The following is a 15,462-nucleotide window of genomic DNA, read 5'->3' on the forward strand; positions in this document are numbered from 1 at the left end:
GACGCCCGTCGCCGGCAAAGGACCGGGCCGCGCCAGGGCGGCCCGCGCAATCCATCAGAGGGCGCCGCCGGCGCTTCTCGTCCTATCCGGGCGGATGAGGGCCATCCCATCCGCAACCGCGCTTTTTCCCGGGAGAATCATGGAATGAGGCGAACGATCCCCTTGCGAATACTTTCTCCCCTGCTCTCCCTGCTCCTGTTCGGGGGAGCGCTGTGGATCCTGCATCGGGCCCTGAACGAAATCCATTACCGCGACATCCTCCACCACCTGCATGCGCTGCCGCCCCGGCAGATCGCCGCGGCCCTGGGGTTGACGAGCTTGAGCTACCTGGTCATGACCGGCTACGACTGGCTGGCGATCCGCTATCTGCGCCACCCGCTGGCGCCCCGCAAGGTGATCCTGACCTCCTTCATCAGCTACGCCTTCAGCAACACCATCGGCCTGTCGCTGCTGACCGCCGGCTCGATCCGCTACCGGCTCTACACCGCCTGGGGCCTGTCGACCGAAGAGATCGCCCGGGTGCTCTCCTTCACGGTCGTCACCTTCTGGCTGGGGGTCGGCGCGGCGGGCGGCGCGGTCTTTGCGACCCAGCCGCTCGCGCTACCGGGCCAGCTGCACCTGCCCTTCCTGTCCGTCCGCCTGCTCGGGCTGGTGTTCCTGGTACTGGTGGCGTCCTATCTGGCGGCAACGCATGTCCGCACCCGGCCCTTTGCGGTGGGCGGCTGGCAGTTTTCCCTGCCCCGGCCCACCCTGGCCTGGCGGCAGGTTCTGATCGGCGCCACCGACTGGGTGCTGGCCGGCAGCGTGCTGTACGCGCTCCTGCCCGCCGGCGCCCATCTGTCGTTCGTGCATTTTCTGGGAATTTTCCTGCTGGCCCAGGTGGTGGCCCTGGTCAGCCACGTCCCCGGCGGGATCGGCGTGTTTGAATCCATGATCCTGCTCAGCCTGCCGCAGCTCCCCCTGGATGCCCTGGCCGGCAGCTTGATGATGTACCGGGCTGTGTACTACCTGCTGCCGCTCACCGGCGCCAGCCTGCTCCTGGGCGGGCTGGAATTCTTCCGGCAGCGGGCCCTGGCCGGACGGATCGTCAAGGGGCTCGCCCGCCTGGGCGGCAGCCTGGTGCCGCAGCTCATGGCGGCCTCCACCCTGGCCGGCGGGGCGGTGTTGCTCTTTTCCGGGGCAACGCCCGGCCATCCGGGACGCCTGCATTGGCTGCACGGCATGCTGCCCATGCCGGTGATGGAATTGTCGCACTTCCTCGGCAGCCTGACCGGCGCCGGTCTGCTGCTGGTCGCCTGGGGCCTGTTGCGCCGCCTCGACGCGGCCTACCTGTTGGCCGTCATCCTGCTGGCCAGCGGCTCGCTCCTGTCCCTGCTCTGGGGGGTGGATTACGAAGCGGCCATTGTCCTGGGCCTGATGTTCCTGGCCCTGCTGCCCTGCCGCCACGCCTTCTATCGCCGCTCTTCCCTGCTCAGCGAGCCCTTGAGCAGAAAATGGACCATGCTGATTTTACTGGTGATGGGCTGCGCGATCTGGCTGGGCTTCTTTACCCATAAGCATGTGGCCTATTCCCGCGATCTCTGGTGGCATTTCGCCATCAGCGGCGACGCTCCCCGCTTTCTCAGGGCCACGGTCGGGGCCGTGAGCCTGCTGCTCTTCTACGCCACCGCCCACCTGCTCAAACCCGTCCGGTTCGTCGAGCCGTCGCCCCACCTGGCGGGGTCGAATCAGGCCAGGGCGGTGATCGCGGCCAGCACGCAGACCAGAGCCAACCTGGCCCTGCTCGGCGATAAATCCCTCCTGTTCAACCCGAGCGACACCGCCTTCATCATGTACGCCATCGAGGGGAGAAGCTGGGTCGGCCTGGGCGATCCCATTGGTCCCCAGGCCGAACACCAGGAACTGATCTGGCGCTTCCGCGAACTCTGCGAACAGGCCGAAGGCTGGCCGGTGTTCTACGAGGTCGGCCACGATACCCTCTACCTGTACCTCGACCTCGGGCTGACCCTGCTCAAGCTCGGCGAGGAAGCCAGGGTGCCGCTGGCCGGGTTCTCCCTCGAGGGCAAGGCGCGCAGCGGCCTGCGCTACTCCCACCGGAAGGCGGAAAAGGAGGGCAGCTCCTTCGAGCTGGTCGAGGCCGCCGCCGTCCCCGCCTTGCTGCCCGAACTGCGGCACATTTCCGACAGCTGGCTGGTCGGCAAGAAAACCAAGGAAAAAGGCTTTTCCCTGGGCTTTTTCCACCCGGAATATCTGCAGGCCAATCCCGTGGCCTTGGTGCGACACGGCGGCCGCGTCGTCGCCTTCGCCAATGTGTGGCTGGGCGCGGAACAGGAAGAAATGTCGATCGACCTGATGCGCTTTCTGCCCGAGGCCCCGAACGGAACCATGGATTATCTGTTCATCAGCTTGATTCTCTGGGCCAAACAGCAGGGCTACGGCTGGTTTAATCTCGGTATGGCTCCCCTGGCCGGCCTGGCCAACCGGCCGCACGCCCCCCTGTGGCACCGGGCCGGCTCCCTGCTGTACCAGCACGGGGAGCACTTCTACAACTTCAAGGGGCTGCGGACCTACAAGGAGAAATTCGATCCGGTGTGGGAACCGCGCTACCTGGCCTCGCCGGGCGGCCTGGCCCTGCCCCGGATCATGACCAACCTGGCCACCCTGATTTCCGGCGGGGCCAGGGGCATGGTGGGCAAGTGAGCCGGACCGGCGCCTGCCCCCGGAACGGATGGAGGGGAGCATCCATGCAAAGCGCGAACACATGCGGAGGGGCGCGGCAGGGCCGCTGCGGCGGGGACCGTCCCCGGCGACGGCCTGGGACTTGGGGTCTGGCGGCAATGGTGCTTTGGAGTCTGCTGACGGTGGCAACGATGGGACATGCCGAGCCGCGGACCGGACAGGAACCGGTGGCGGTGGGTGATCTGCCCCTGATCGAACTGCCGACCGCCGACCGGAACGATGTCTTGGCTGTGATTCTTTCCGGCGACGGCGGCTGGGCCGACCTGGACAAATCGTTCGGCGAGGCCTTCCAGAAACGGGGCATCGCCACCGTGGGCTTCGACTGCCTCAAGTATTTCTGGAAAGAGCGCGATCCCGCGGAGGTTTCGCAGGCCCTGGCCGCGGTGCTGAGGCACTACCTCCAGGCCTGGGAGAAAAAACGGGTACTTCTGGTCGGCTTTTCGTTCGGGGCCTGCTGGCTGCCCTTTCTCGTCAACCGCCTGCCCGAAGACCTCCTTGCCCGGGTGGATTACTGCGTCCTGCTCGGGCCGAGCACCTTCGTCAATGTCGAGATCCATGTCCTGGACTGGATGAAGGACGAGCGGCGGCCCGGAGCCCTGGAGGTGCTCCCCGAGGCGGCGCGCATCAAGGGGCCGGTGCTGTGCGTGTACGGCACCGAAGAGACCGATGCCATCTGCCCGGCCCTGAAGGGCGGCAACTTCAGCATCCTGCCCATGCCGGGCGGCCATCACTACAACTACCGCTACGATCCGGTCATCCAGGCCATTTTCAAGGGGCTGGAGGCCGCCCAACGACCAAAGCCGGCTGACCGCTGACCGGGTCTTCTTCGCATGTACAGTCGATGCCGGCTCTGGCGCCGGGTCAGGGAGTCGCCCAGGTCGCGGCCGGCGGCCAGGGCATCGGCCGTCTCGGCCTTGGGAGAGGGCTTCAGGCGGCGGGCCGGTCGCTGGCGTCGAGCACCTGGCGGAGCAGGGCCGCCAGTTCTTTCCGGGGCAGGGGCTTGAAGGCGAACCCCTTGATGCCCGCGGCCAGGACCGCATCCTTGGTCACGAGGCTGCTGTAGCCAGTGCAGAGAACGATCGGCAAATCCGGGCGGATCGCCAGCATTTGCCGGGCCATTTCCATGCCGGTCAGGCCCGGCATGGTATGGTCGGTGACCACGGCGTCGAACAGGTCGGGATGATTGCGGAAAGCGGCCAGGGCCACGGTGCTGTCGGTGCAGGCCGTGGCCTGGTATCCGAGCCGTTCCAGCATGGTTTGGCCCAGTTCGGCCAGTATCGGTTCATCGTCGACGAACAGGATGCGCTCCCGGCCGGGGAGCGCCCGTTCGGCGGTTTCCCGTTCGGCCTCGTCCGCCGGGGTGCTGGCCGGCAAGAGGACGCGGAAGCAGGTTCCCTGGCCAGGCGTGCTGTCGCAGCTCAGCAGGCCCTGGTAGGAGGTGACGATGCCGTGGATGATGGACAGCCCCATGCCGGTCCCCTTGCTCACGCTCTTGGTGGTGAAAAAGGGCTCGAAGATCTTGTCCCGGATTTCCGGGGCAATGCCGGTGCCGGTGTCGGCGACTGTCAGCTCGACAAAGGGGCCGGGCAGCACCTTGGCCTGGTCGGGAATCTCGTCCACGGCGATGTCCCGGTCGGCCAGGGTAATGGTCAGGGTGCCGCCGGTGGTCTCCATGGCATGGAAGGCGTTGGTGCAGAGGTTCATCACGATCTGCTGGATCTGGACCGGATCGGCGAGGATACTGCGGCCGGCGTCGTCGATCCGGGTTTCGATGGCAATGGTCGAGGGCAAGGTGGGGCGGAGGAGCTTGACCGCCTCCTTGACGATCGGCGCCGGCAGGAGCGTGGTCCGCTCGGTGACGGTCTGGCGGCTGAAGGCCAGAATCTGCTTGACCAGGTCCACGGCCCGGTAGCCGGCGTTGAGCACGTTGGTCAGGTCGCGGGCCACCGCCGAATCGGGCGGGCAGGCATCCAGGGCGATTTCGGTATAGCCGATGATCGCGCCGAGGATGTTGTTGAAATCGTGGGCGATACCGCCTGCCAGGGTGCCGATGGCCTCCATCTTTTGCGCCTGGATGAGCTGGGTGTGCAGCCGCTGCCGCTCCGCCTCGGAGCGCCGCAATTCGGTGATGTCGCGGCCGACCGACTGCACTTCGACGCAGCGGCCCGAGCTGTCGAGCAGCGGCGCTTCCATCCAATGGATATGGCGGGATGTGCCGTTGTCGAGGACGCTGAGGCTTTCGCGGGAAAGCGGGACGCCGGATGCCATCAGCTGGGCGTGGGCGGCCAGGATGGCGGGCCGCTCCGCGGTCGGAACCATCTCGATCCAACGGCGGCCAAGCAGGGATTCCTCTTCGGCAAAGCCGCACAATTCCGCATACTTGCTATTGGTAAAGGTCAAGGTGGTATCGGGCAGCCAACGGCAGACCGCATCGGGCTGATTTTCGATGATCGCCTGATAATGCTGTTCGCTCAGGTGCAGCCGTTGCTTGCTGTTGCGCATCCGTTTGATGAACAGGCCCATCACCAGCAGGCCCATCGCGGTCAGCGTCGTGGTGATGCCGGCCATCCGTCGCCAATCCGCGAACTGTTCGCTGGCGCCCCGCCCCACCAGCACATAGAAGGGGGAGGGCGTGAGGCAGTGAAAGGCGAAGATGCGGTCGACGCCGTCGGTGATGCCGGGGTAGCGGATCACGCCCTTGAAGATGCCGCGCTCGATCAGCCGCTGGGGAGGGATATCCTCGGCGGGACTGTTGAGTTTGGATGGCATCGGCGGCCACCGCAGCACCAGCGCGCTGGTATCGTTGCGCCGGATGCCGACCGCGCCGTCCCGGCCGACGTCCATCTGGGCGAACAGGCTCTCGAAAAATCCCAGGTCAATTGGGGTGACGATCAGCCCCTGGAAACTGCCGTCGGCCGCCAGAACCGCCTGCGAGGCGATCATGATCAAGGGCTTGGCGAGCAACGTCTGGGAAAAGTGCAGGCCTTCCGTGGGGAATTGTTTGCTCTGCAGGAAATAGGGTTGGTCGGCGATGCTGGCAGGGGCTTCGTCGGGGTTGCTGCTGAACACCAGCCGGCCTTCGGCATCGTAGAAGGCGTGCCCCCGGATTTCGGGGAACGCCCGGCACAGAGTCTGGAGATGGCTGGTGGCGTGTCGGATGGCCTGCGGCGAGAAGTGTCCTGCCCGCAACTCGGGGATCAGGTGCTGGCCGATCAGGTCGGAAGTGGCGTCGATGCGGCGCAGGGCCGCCTCCAGTTGGCTGGCGAGGACATTCGCTTCGTTGGCCGAATTGATGGCAATGGTCCGTCCTGTCTGGCGGTGGCTCACGAAGAGGAAGAAGCCAAGCAGAACGGCGGTCAAAAAGGCCAGCAGCAGAAAGCAAATACTGTAGGCGTGCCTGCGGACAGAGGCATACAGGCGGCCGGCAGACGGTTGTACGGTCATGGGGGAAAGCGCTCTCGGTTTTCGGAGAGCCGTGCAGGGGTGGAGGCTTTCCGGTTTCATTGTTTAGTTCCAAAAAAAACATACCCCAACGGACATGGTCAAGGAAAAGCGTACCCACCCGGGAGAATGCCCGATCGGGTGTTCGGCCGGACGGCACGCCGGCGCCCCAGGGCCAGGGCGAGTACAGGTTCGGCATGACGATGGCTGCTGCCTTGGCTGTCCGAGGAACGCAGGCCGGTCCGATCCCCTCGATGGCTCCATTCCCGTTCGCTTTGGCGCGGACCGGGCAGATTCCCGTTGTCTTTCCGGCGCAAGTCCGTTTAATTTGAAGGATTGATTTCGTAACTTACGGCAGAGACAAGGAAAATGATCCAAGGGGGAACAATGAAGACACTTGGCGCCCTGTTGAGCGAGTTGACCTACGACGACCTGGATCGCTGGGCCGGCGAAAAAATCCGCGCCAGGGGCAAGGCCTACATCGGCCGGGTGGACGGGCTGCACCGCACCGCCGAGGGCGAATTGGCCGCCTGGGTTTCGGGGACCGAAGACTACGCCACCCTGGTGCACCTCAACGAGGATGGGGACCACGACTGGTTCTGCACCTGTCCCTATGACGGTGGCCCGTGCAAGCACGCGGTGGCGGTGATCCTGGCGGCGGCCCGCCAGATCAAGGGCAAGCGAGAGATTCCTCTGCTGAGCGAGGACGACGACCTGCATCTGGTGTTGTTCAACGACCAGGAGGACGATTCGGTTCGGATGGAGGATGACGAGCCGGAAGGTGCGCGGCCCGAGATTTGGGAAAAGGGCGGCAAGCGGGAGCACTCCAAGGTGCGCAAGCTGCTGGTGGACAAGAGCCGGGAGGAACTGGTGGAGATGGTGGTCCGCCTGGCCGCCAATTTTCCGCTGGTGGAGCGCACCCTGCTGGAGGCCGAGCAGTTGCGGAGCGGCCGGATCGAGCCGCTGGTGCGGGCCCTGCGCCGGGAGATCGGCAATCTGACCGAGGAGCCGGCCTGGTCGAGCCCCTGGAGCGACGAACGCGACATTCCCGATTATTTCCATGTCCGCCAGCAGTTCGCCCTCCTGCAGGCCGCCGGCCATGCCGATGCCCTGCTGGAGCTGGGCGACGAACTCTGGCGGCGCGGCAGCGAACAGGTCGAGCAGTCCGACGACGAAGGCGAGACCGGCGATGCCATTGCCGGCTGCCTGGATATCGTGCTCCGCGCCCTGCCGGCCTCGTCCCTGCCCAAGGCGGCGCAGCTGTTGTGGGTGATCGACCGCCTGCTGGAAGACCAGTTCGGCCTGCTGCAATCGGGAGAAAAGGTGCTGGACGACGAACGCTACGGTCCCGACGAATGGCGGCAGGTGGCGGAGGCCCTGGAAGGACGGACGGAAACGGTGAAAAAGGGCTCCCAGGCCGCGACCTTTTCCGCCCTGTTCGGCCAGACCGAATTGCAGGAACGCCTGGTGGTTGCCTACCGGCGCAGCGGCCAGGCCGGAAAGATCGTGCCGCTGATGGAAAAAAACGTCGACCGGTTGGGCAATTACGCCCAGTTGGCCGACCTGCTCGTCGAGACCGGCGATCTGGATCGGGCCCGGCAGTGGTGCATCCACGGATTCGGCCGCAGCGCCCAGGACAGGACCGGCAGTGCCGCAGGGCTGCAGGAGCGGTTGCGGCGTATCGCCGAGACGCGGCAGCAGCATGAGCTGGTTGCCGCCCATCGGGCCGAGGAATTTTTCCACCGGCCCTGGCTGGAGAGCTACAAGGAACTGCGCCGGGCCGCGGAAAAACTCGGCTGCTGGCCGCCGGTCCGGACCGGCGCGCTCGGCTATCTGGAGAGCGGCCGTCGGCCCGACGGCCCGGCCAAAAAGGGCGAATCCCTCGCCTGGCCCCTGCCCGCGCCCGAGGTACGCTATCCCCAGGAAAAACTAAGGGGTGGCTCGCGCGATCGTTTTCCGGATCGACCGGTGCTGATCGACATCGCCATTTTCGAGAAACGGTTCGACGAGGTGGTGGCCCTGTATCAGGCCATGGTCAAGGGATCGTCCGGAACCATGGGGGTCGACGAAACCGTGGCCAGGGCCGTGGCCAAAACCCATCCCGAGGTGGCCTTGGCCATCTGGCGACGGCTGGTCGACGGCCTGATCGCCCAGGTCAAGCCCAGGGCCTATGCCGAGGCCGGCGGTTTTTTGCGGCTGATGTACAAGGTGTTCAAGGAGCGCCAGCGTCTGCCCGAGTGGGAGGCCTTGCTCGCCGAACTGCGACGGACCCACAAGGCCAAGCGGCGGCTGCTGGAGGTGCTGGATTCCCTGGGTGCCGGCGGCAGGAAAATCATCGACGGGATCAAGGAAGGCGAGGGCTGACTTGGCCGGGAAAGCGGCCACATGGTCATCTCGAACGTAGCGAGAGTTTTCGTTTGCTCGACCGGCTTGCCGAAGCGTCAAGCACACCGCCGACTGCCGGCGAACGAGCCTGGCCGAGGTTCGATGGTAATCAGAAAAAGATTTGACAGGCCAGAATGGCTTATGTAAGTAAATATTATGTAATTAGTGTGAGTTATGTAACCGTCGGCGGGCATTTTCGTCCGTCGTGAAGAACCCGCCGGAATGTTCCGGCCCCCACCAAGGAGGAGCAGATGATTCCCGCGCCCAATATGCAGACCATTCTTTTTGCCACCGATCTGGGCGAGAACACCCGGTCGGTCTTCCGCCTGGCCGTGAGCCAGGCCCGCCGCTACAATGCCCGCCTGCTGGTCCTGCATGTGGTCGAGCCCCTGGGCAGCACCGGCACCGCGATCATCGCCAACTATCTTTCCGGCGCGGCCGCCGACCGGATCAACAAGGACATGGCCGAGGACATCCTGACGATCATGAAGCAACGGGTCGAAACCTTCTGCCTGGAGGAAATGGCCGCCTTTGGCCTCGACTGGACGCCGGTGACCGAGATCATGGTGGCCTCCGGCAACCCTGCCGAGGAAATTTTGGATACGGCGAAAAAGTACGATGCCGGCATGATCGTCATGGGCACCTCGACCCGCTCCTTCCTCGGCAACGCCATCATGGGCACCACCGCCCGTCGGGTTTCCCGGTACACCTCGGTGCCGGTGCTGCTGGTCCCCATGGCCGAAAAATAACCCTGCTTCGAGCCGTACCTCTTCGCCCCGGTTCCGCGCCCGTCGGAGCCGGGGCTTTTTTTTGCGGCCACTACCGGTCGATCGGGGCGATGGCGGTCCAGAAGGCCCGGATCACCGGGTTGCGCAGGTGCTTTTCCAAGGTACAGGCGCCGATGGTGAAGGGCGCGAGCCCCGATTCGACCTCGACCAGGCGCACCTGATCCCGCAGCGGGCTTTTTTCCAGCACCAATTCCGGCACCACCCCGACCCCGCAGCCCAGACTGACCATGGCCAGCAGGGCTTCGTTACCCGCCACCTCGGCATAGATATTGGGCCGGATGCCGTTGGCCCTGAACCAACGGTCGATCCGCTCCCGGCTCAAGCCGCGTTCGGCCAGGATGACCGGAATGCGCGCCCAGTCGATCCGTTCGCCTTCGTGCTCCAGGAATTCAGCGCCGTCGGCCGGGGCGATGAACACCAGGGGGGTGAGCGCCAGTTCGACGAACACGACCGTGGCGGGCAGGCGCTCCGGCAGGGCGGCGATGGTCACCTCCGCCTGGCGGTTGTCGAGCCGGTCGAGGGCCTCGGCGGCGTCACCGGTCTGGAGCTTGATCTGGACTCCGGGATGCAGGAGACGAAAGGCCTTGAGGATGGGCGGCAAAATGGACATGGCGGCGGTGACCGAGCAGAACAGCGAGATTTCGCCGCCCAGGACCTCGGTGCCGGCCAGTTCCCGTTGCAGGGCCTGCCAGCGCTCCACCGCCTCGTCGGCATACCGCTTGAACGCGGCCCCGGCCGGGGTGAGGGCCACGGTGCGGTTGTCACGCCGGAACAGGGGCGCACCCACCTGCTCCTCGATCCGCTGGATGGCGCGGGTCAGGGCCGAGGGAGTGAGGTGGCAGGCGCGGCTGGTCCGGCCGAAATGAAGGGTCGCGGCCAGGTGGCTGAAAATTATGAGGGCGCGGATGTCCATAAAAATTGCGGAAAGAAGATGCGTTCCGTGGTATGAGGCAAGCCAGCGCCCATTGTGGATGCGTATTGCATTTTTTGCAACAATGAATTGCGGAGAATTCACTTTCCGCAATGAAAATTTCGGCTATGGTGAGGGAAATTGCGAGCTGGCAGTGAGATCGCCGTGGCTGGCTATCTTTCGTCCAACCACCCCAACAAGAGAGGAATGATCATGGGACAAAACTACTTCAATACCCTGCCGTTGCGCCTGCAACTGGAGGAACTGGGCAAATGCCGCTTCATGGACGCTTCTGAATTCGCCGATGGCGTCGGCAAGCTCAAGGGCAAGAAGATCGTCATCGTCGGTTGCGGCGCCCAGGGGCTGCACCAGGGACTCAACCTGCGCGACTCCGGCCTGGACGTCTCCTACGCCCTGCGCGACTCCGCCATCGCCGAGAAGCGCCAGAGCTGGAAAAACGCCACCGACAACGGCTTTGCCGTCGGCAACTACCAACAGATGATCCCCACCGCCGACCTGGTGATCAATCTCACCCCGGACAAACAGCACACCAAGGTCGTCACTGCGGTCATGCCGCTGATGAAGGAGGGCGCCTGCCTTTCCTATTCCCACGGCTTCAACATTGTCGAGGAAGGGATGCAGATCCGCGAGGATCTGACCGTCATCATGGTGGCGCCGAAATCGCCCGGAACCGAGGTACGCGAGGAATACAAGCGCGGTTTCGGCGTGCCCACCCTGATTGCGGTCCACCGCGAAAACGATCCCAAGGGCGAAGGCTGGGATATCGCCAAGGCCTATGCCGCCGGGACCGGCGGCCACCGGGCCGGGGTGCTGGAGTCGTCCTTTGTCGCCGAGGTCAAGAGCGACCTGATGGGCGAGCAGACCATCCTCTGCGGCATGCTCCAGGCCGGCAGCCTGCTCTGCTTCAACAAGATGGTCAAGAAGGGGATCGATCCCGGCTACGCCACCAAGCTGATCCAGTACGGCTGGGAAACCGTCACCGAGGCGCTCAAGCACGGCGGCATCACCAACATGATGGACCGGCTCTCCAACCCGGCCAAGATCCGCGCCTACTATCTGTCCGAGGAGATCAAGGAAATCCTGACCCCGCTGTTCGAAAAGCACATGGACGACATCATGTCCGGCTTTTTCTCCAAGACTATGATGAAGGACTGGGCCAACAGCGACAAGAAACTGCTCGGCTGGCGCGCCAAGACCGCGGAAACCGACTTCGAGAAGACCCCGGCCGCCGATGTCGAAATCAGCGAGCAGGAGTTTTTCGACAAGGGCATCCTGATGGTGGCCATGATCAAGGCGGGCGTCGAGCTGGCCTTCGACACCATGGTGGCCTCCGGCATCAAGGAGGAATCGGCCTACTACGAGAGCCTGCACGAGGTGCCGCTGATCGCCAATCTGATCGCCCGCAAGAAGCTCTACGAGATGAACGTGGTCATTTCCGACACCGCCGAGTACGGCTGCTACCTGTTCGCCCATCAGGCGGTGCCGCTGCTGGCCGATTTCATGAAGGCCGTCGACACCGACGTCATCGGCAAGGGGCTGGACGTGCGGGACAACGCGGTGGACAATATCGAGCTGATCGGGGTCAACGCCGCCATCCGCTACACCCTGGTCGAGCAGGTGGGCGAGGAGCTGCGTTCCCACATGGGCGCGATGAAGCCGATCATCTAAAAACGCACCTGCCACCAGTTCCGGTTACGGCCGGATGGACAAAAAAATCCCCTCGATCCCTCAGGATCGGGGGGATTTTTTTTGGGGGCTTGGACAACGGCGGGCGCCGTTGTCGGAATCGGCCGGGGTCGCCTCCGGCCGTCGGCCGCTTACAAGCCCTTGTCTTCCGGGTAGCTGGAGGTGAAGGTGTAGGAGGTCACGGTGCCCGTGGCGTCGAAGCGGATGGTGAGATCCCGGCTGAGGGTGTCGCCGAGGCCGTACTTGTAATAGCCGTAACTCCAGGTCTGCTTGCCGTCCTCGATCCCGGTCCGCCAGGGCGGGCCGAAGAGTGCTTCGATCTGGGCGCGGTTGGTCTGATGCGGCTGGATCTGGCGCACGCCGAGGACATTGAACTCCTTGCCGGCGCTGGCGCAACCGGCCAGCAGCAGGGCAAGGCAGCCGAGCAGCAGAAAACGAAACAAAGATGCGGGTGTCTTCATGGGGTGGGCTTGGGTTGCGGGACAGCGCCTGGCACTGCGGGTACCAGGAGGGCGTCTTCCCGATTGATCAGGGCTTTCTGGGCCGCGAGCTCGATCTTTTCGATCAGCTCGCGGACATCGATGGGCTTGAGGCAGTAATCGAAGGCGCCGCTTTCCATGCCTTCGATCCCCGACTTGACCGAGGCATGCCCGGTCAGGATGATCACCTCGACCAGGGGCCAGCGTTCCTTGACCTTGCGGAGACACTGGATGCCGTCCATGCCGGGCATGTTCATGTCCATGATCACCACATCGGCGCTTTGGGCTTCCAGCAGATCCAGCGCGTCGAGACAGCACGCGGACACGCTGAGGCGGATGCCGATCCGGCCCAGATGCCTCTGCATGATTTCCTTGAACTCAAGGTCGTCGTCCACCAGCAGCAGGTGAATCTTGAGCGCCGCTTCGAGTTGGACGGTCTGTTCACTCATGGTGCAGCATTTCCTCAATTGCTTGAATACATGTGTCGCGGCCGGCCGGCTCCGCGGCCAGCTGTCGGGCGCAAACGACGAGAGAGCCCAGGACCTTGAGCCGGTCAAAAACGACCGGACCGGACTCCCGATCCACCCGGGCGGCGAGCACTTCGCCGTCTCGTTCGGTCCGGAAGCCGAAATGCTCCAGCACCTCGGCCAGGATCTCGATCCGCCGGGTTTGGCGAGAGGTGCCGACCGTGCAGCGAAAGGCGATCGAACTGTCGTTGTCCCGGTCGTCGAGCATGGCCTCGACCGTGGCGAAGAGGCGGCCGAAACAGATGTTGAGATTACAATATTTTTGCGAAAGAAGGAAATAATTCTTCTGCCGGAGAAAGGATGCGCGGATTGACGCCGGACCGTTTCCCCCGCTGGCCAGGAAGAGCGCGGCGGCCGCGGCCCGCAGTCCGGAGGCGGACGGTTTTTGTCTTGGCGAATGCCGCATGCCCGTCCAGAAGGCGTGCAGCAGGGGGTTGGCAATATCGGTGATCTCGAGGTCCGGCCGGCTGCGATCGTAGTCGGGAATCAAGGCTCCGCCCAGATCGACCACCCACCATTGGCCCGGCAGGGCGCCGCCCAGCCGCTTGGCCGCCCCTTGGCCATTGCCGACGCGCCGGCTGAATGCGAATATCCCGGCCACCGCTTGCTGGTGGTACAACCGTATGAGGTCATCGAGGGTTTGGCACCGGTCGGCCTGGAAGCCGGGCGAATCGGAAACGGGCGGATCGAGGGGACCGACCAGGGACAGCACCTCGGTCAAAATGCGCCGGACCGGGCTGCCCTCCTGAGGATCGGGGCGGTCGACCGTCTGGCCCGGCCGGGAATCGATCCGGCCTTGGTAGACGGCCCGGGCGGTCGCGTCGACGGTGACCAGGGCGCCGTCGGCCAGCAACTCGGTGGCCCGGTCTAGGGCAACCAGGGCCGGCAGGCCGAATTCACGGGCCAGGATGGCCAGATAACAGGCTTCGCTGCCGGTCTCGGCCACCAGAGCCACCGCCCGGTGCAGCAACGGCGCCCATTCCGGCAGGGGATGCCGGACCACCAGCACGGCCCGTCGGGGGCAGCGCAGCGCCTCCGGCACGGTGCGGACCACGAAGACCTCGCCGCAGCCGGCACCGTCGCAGCCGGTCACCCCGCCGTGGAGCAGCGGCAGCGGTCGGCCGGCCGCCGGTGTTGGCGTCGGTCCCGCGGGGGCCTGCACCGTGCCGGCCGGCCTGCTCTGGAGCACGAACAGAGCGCCGGCCGGATCGATCGACCATTCGATCTCCCGGGGGGCGCCGAAATGGCGCTCCAGCCGCATGCCGATTTCGGCCAGGGCGACCGCTTCGGCGTCGGCCAGCCAGGGTTCGATCGCATCCCCGGCCTCCTGCCGCGCGACGATTCGGTGCGGCGCCTGGCGCTCCAGCCGCAGGTACCCGATGGATCGGGTGCCGTCGACAATGCCCTTGGCCATTCCGGGGGCATAGAAAAGATCCAGGGTGTCCTCCGGCCCGCCGATGGATCGGGTATGGCAAACGCCGCTCACCCTTGCCTCGACCATGGCCAGCACCCCGATGGCCATTTCGCATTGCTCGTGGAGCAGGCCCTTGGCCAGCCGGTGGGAGATGGCCTGGGGCGTGTATTTCGAGGCCAGCACCGTTTTGCAGGCATCGATCAGGTCGTCGCGGCCGACATCGAGTTCGCTGCGGTAGAGTTCGGCAAAGGCGGTCGGGCCGATCCCTTCGGCAACGGCGCTGGAGCGGACCGCCACCCGGCATGCGGTCCCGGCGTCGGCCAGGCGGTCGAACCGGTCGAGGAGCTGGGTTTCCAGTTCCGGCGGCATCGGGGCGTTCCGGATCAATTCCCGGATCGCGGCGCTCTTGCGGTACAGATCTTCCAGATCGGCGATCTCTATCTGCTGGAGGATGTGGTTGATGTGGCGATACAGCTGATTGTGCTGAAAAAAGAGGCCGGTGGCAGCGGCAGTGAACACGAACCCCGGCGGGATACGGATGCCGCCGATGGCCCCGGCTTCGGCCAGATGGGCCATCTTTTCTCCGGCGAGGCCGGCCCGGGTCCGGTCGATCCGGACCAAATCGAGGAGCGTCTCGCCCGCGACCGGTTCCCGCCTGGCCTCCAGGATGGTCTCGATGCGCTGCCGCAATCGGGAAAAGGTGCGCTCCGGCTCCTCGTGGTGGCCGTCGACGATCTGGTTGCAGTGGCGGATGATCTTGAAAACATTGACCGTGGCCAAGGTGCAGCGGGCCCGGATGAAGGATATGGACAGGGGGCGGCCGTCGCGCCGGGCGGCATCCAGTTCGGCCATGGCCTTCAGGGCACCGGCGCGGGCGGCCAGCAGATCGTGGAAGCTGCGGGCGCGGGCGGCGAACTTGCGTGCCGCCTGGTCGGGGTCCGGTTTGGTTGCGGCGGTTCCAGGCCGCAGTAACCGCCGCAGCAAGGTGGAAATCCGGTCGGGCAAAGGCATGGCGAACGGGAAAAAAAGGGCCGCGATGGAACGAATTCCCTCGCGGCCCCGGATGCGTGGA

General features: G+C 65.0%; 10 protein-coding genes. 5 read left to right on the forward strand and 5 right to left on the reverse strand.

Annotated elements, in window-relative coordinates:
* Window positions 1–144: 144 nt before the first annotated feature.
* Together mprF and RMR13_RS07380 are read left to right on the forward strand one after the other, a co-directional pair.
* On the forward strand, window positions 145–2,700 hold the full coding sequence (mprF, locus tag RMR13_RS07375) for a bifunctional lysylphosphatidylglycerol flippase/synthetase MprF (RefSeq protein ID WP_310599996.1): 2,556 nt from the start codon (window positions 145–147) through the stop codon (window positions 2,698–2,700).
* 170 nt (window positions 2,701–2,870) lie between these two features.
* Window positions 2,871–3,554, forward strand: coding sequence for an AcvB/VirJ family lysyl-phosphatidylglycerol hydrolase (locus tag RMR13_RS07380; RefSeq protein WP_310599997.1), 684 nt, complete (start codon window positions 2,871–2,873; stop codon window positions 3,552–3,554).
* 112 nt (window positions 3,555–3,666) lie between these two features.
* On the opposite strand, the gene RMR13_RS07385 is transcribed toward RMR13_RS07380, so the two are convergent.
* A complete protein-coding gene (locus tag RMR13_RS07385) occupies window positions 3,667–6,183 on the reverse strand; it encodes an ATP-binding protein (protein ID WP_310599998.1) in 2,517 nt (838 codons plus the stop codon).
* A 384-nt stretch (window positions 6,184–6,567) separates the two neighbouring features.
* On the opposite strand from RMR13_RS07385, the gene RMR13_RS07390 reads away from it, so the two are divergent.
* Both RMR13_RS07390 and RMR13_RS07395 read left to right on the forward strand, forming a co-directional pair.
* Window positions 6,568–8,544 carry an SWIM zinc finger family protein gene (locus tag RMR13_RS07390; RefSeq protein ID WP_310599999.1) on the forward strand — a complete coding sequence of 659 codons (1,977 nt, stop codon included), beginning with the start codon at window positions 6,568–6,570 and terminating at the stop codon, window positions 8,542–8,544.
* Between the two features lie 272 nt (window positions 8,545–8,816).
* Window positions 8,817–9,314 (forward strand): universal stress protein, encoded by a 498-nt coding sequence (locus RMR13_RS07395; protein ID WP_310600000.1) that lies wholly within the window; start codon window positions 8,817–8,819, stop codon window positions 9,312–9,314.
* A 70-nt stretch (window positions 9,315–9,384) separates the two neighbouring features.
* Here RMR13_RS07395 and ilvY read toward each other — a convergent pair whose 3' ends face one another.
* On the reverse strand, window positions 9,385–10,266 hold the full coding sequence (gene ilvY / locus RMR13_RS07400; RefSeq protein WP_310600001.1) for an HTH-type transcriptional activator IlvY: 882 nt from the start codon (window positions 10,264–10,266) through the stop codon (window positions 9,385–9,387).
* A gap of 210 nt (window positions 10,267–10,476) precedes the next feature.
* Between ilvY and ilvC the strand changes: the two genes are divergently transcribed.
* Entirely contained in the window at window positions 10,477–11,952 is a 1,476-nt protein-coding gene (ilvC, locus tag RMR13_RS07405; protein ID WP_310600002.1) for a ketol-acid reductoisomerase, read from the forward strand.
* Between the two features lie 149 nt (window positions 11,953–12,101).
* On the opposite strand, the gene bamE is transcribed toward ilvC, so the two are convergent.
* Genes bamE through RMR13_RS07420 form a run of 3 tightly spaced genes read right to left on the reverse strand, consistent with a single transcriptional unit; the run spans window position 12,102 to window position 15,401 of the window.
* The gene (gene bamE, locus RMR13_RS07410; RefSeq protein ID WP_310600003.1) at window positions 12,102–12,431 is read right to left on the reverse strand and encodes an outer membrane protein assembly factor BamE; all 330 of its coding nucleotides are present in this window, start codon (window positions 12,429–12,431) and stop codon (window positions 12,102–12,104) included.
* Window positions 12,428–12,898 (reverse strand): response regulator, encoded by a 471-nt coding sequence (locus RMR13_RS07415; protein ID WP_310600004.1) that lies wholly within the window; start codon window positions 12,896–12,898, stop codon window positions 12,428–12,430. The genes bamE and RMR13_RS07415 overlap by 4 nt, the downstream gene beginning before the upstream one ends.
* Window positions 12,891–15,401, reverse strand: coding sequence for a PEP/pyruvate-binding domain-containing protein (locus RMR13_RS07420; protein ID WP_310600005.1), 2,511 nt, complete (start codon window positions 15,399–15,401; stop codon window positions 12,891–12,893). Before RMR13_RS07420 ends, RMR13_RS07415 begins: the two co-directional genes overlap by 8 nt.
* Window positions 15,402–15,462 lie beyond the last annotated feature (61 nt).

Origin of the sequence: Desulfobulbus sp., from assembly GCF_031547805.1 — a bacterium.
Lineage (GTDB): Bacteria > Desulfobacterota > Desulfobulbia > Desulfobulbales > Desulfobulbaceae > Desulfobulbus.

What these genes read in the sequence shown, in the direction of transcription:
- ilvC (WP_310600002.1), top strand. Translation starts at nt 10,477, where the DNA reads ATGGGACAAAACTACTTCAATACCCTGCCGTTGCGCCTGCAACTGGAG.
- bamE (WP_310600003.1), bottom strand. Translation starts at nt 12,431, where the DNA reads ATGAAGACACCCGCATCTTTGTTTCGTTTTCTGCTGCTCGGCTGCCTT.
- RMR13_RS07415 (WP_310600004.1), bottom strand. Translation starts at nt 12,898, where the DNA reads ATGAGTGAACAGACCGTCCAACTCGAAGCGGCGCTCAAGATTCACCTG.
- RMR13_RS07420 (WP_310600005.1), bottom strand. Translation starts at nt 15,401, where the DNA reads ATGCCTTTGCCCGACCGGATTTCCACCTTGCTGCGGCGGTTACTGCGG.
- RMR13_RS07390 (WP_310599999.1), top strand. Translation starts at nt 6,568, where the DNA reads ATGAAGACACTTGGCGCCCTGTTGAGCGAGTTGACCTACGACGACCTG.
- RMR13_RS07395 (WP_310600000.1), top strand. Translation starts at nt 8,817, where the DNA reads ATGATTCCCGCGCCCAATATGCAGACCATTCTTTTTGCCACCGATCTG.
- RMR13_RS07385 (WP_310599998.1), bottom strand. Translation starts at nt 6,183, where the DNA reads ATGACCGTACAACCGTCTGCCGGCCGCCTGTATGCCTCTGTCCGCAGG.
- ilvY (WP_310600001.1), bottom strand. Translation starts at nt 10,266, where the DNA reads ATGGACATCCGCGCCCTCATAATTTTCAGCCACCTGGCCGCGACCCTT.
- mprF (WP_310599996.1), top strand. Translation starts at nt 145, where the DNA reads ATGAGGCGAACGATCCCCTTGCGAATACTTTCTCCCCTGCTCTCCCTG.
- RMR13_RS07380 (WP_310599997.1), top strand. Translation starts at nt 2,871, where the DNA reads ATGGGACATGCCGAGCCGCGGACCGGACAGGAACCGGTGGCGGTGGGT.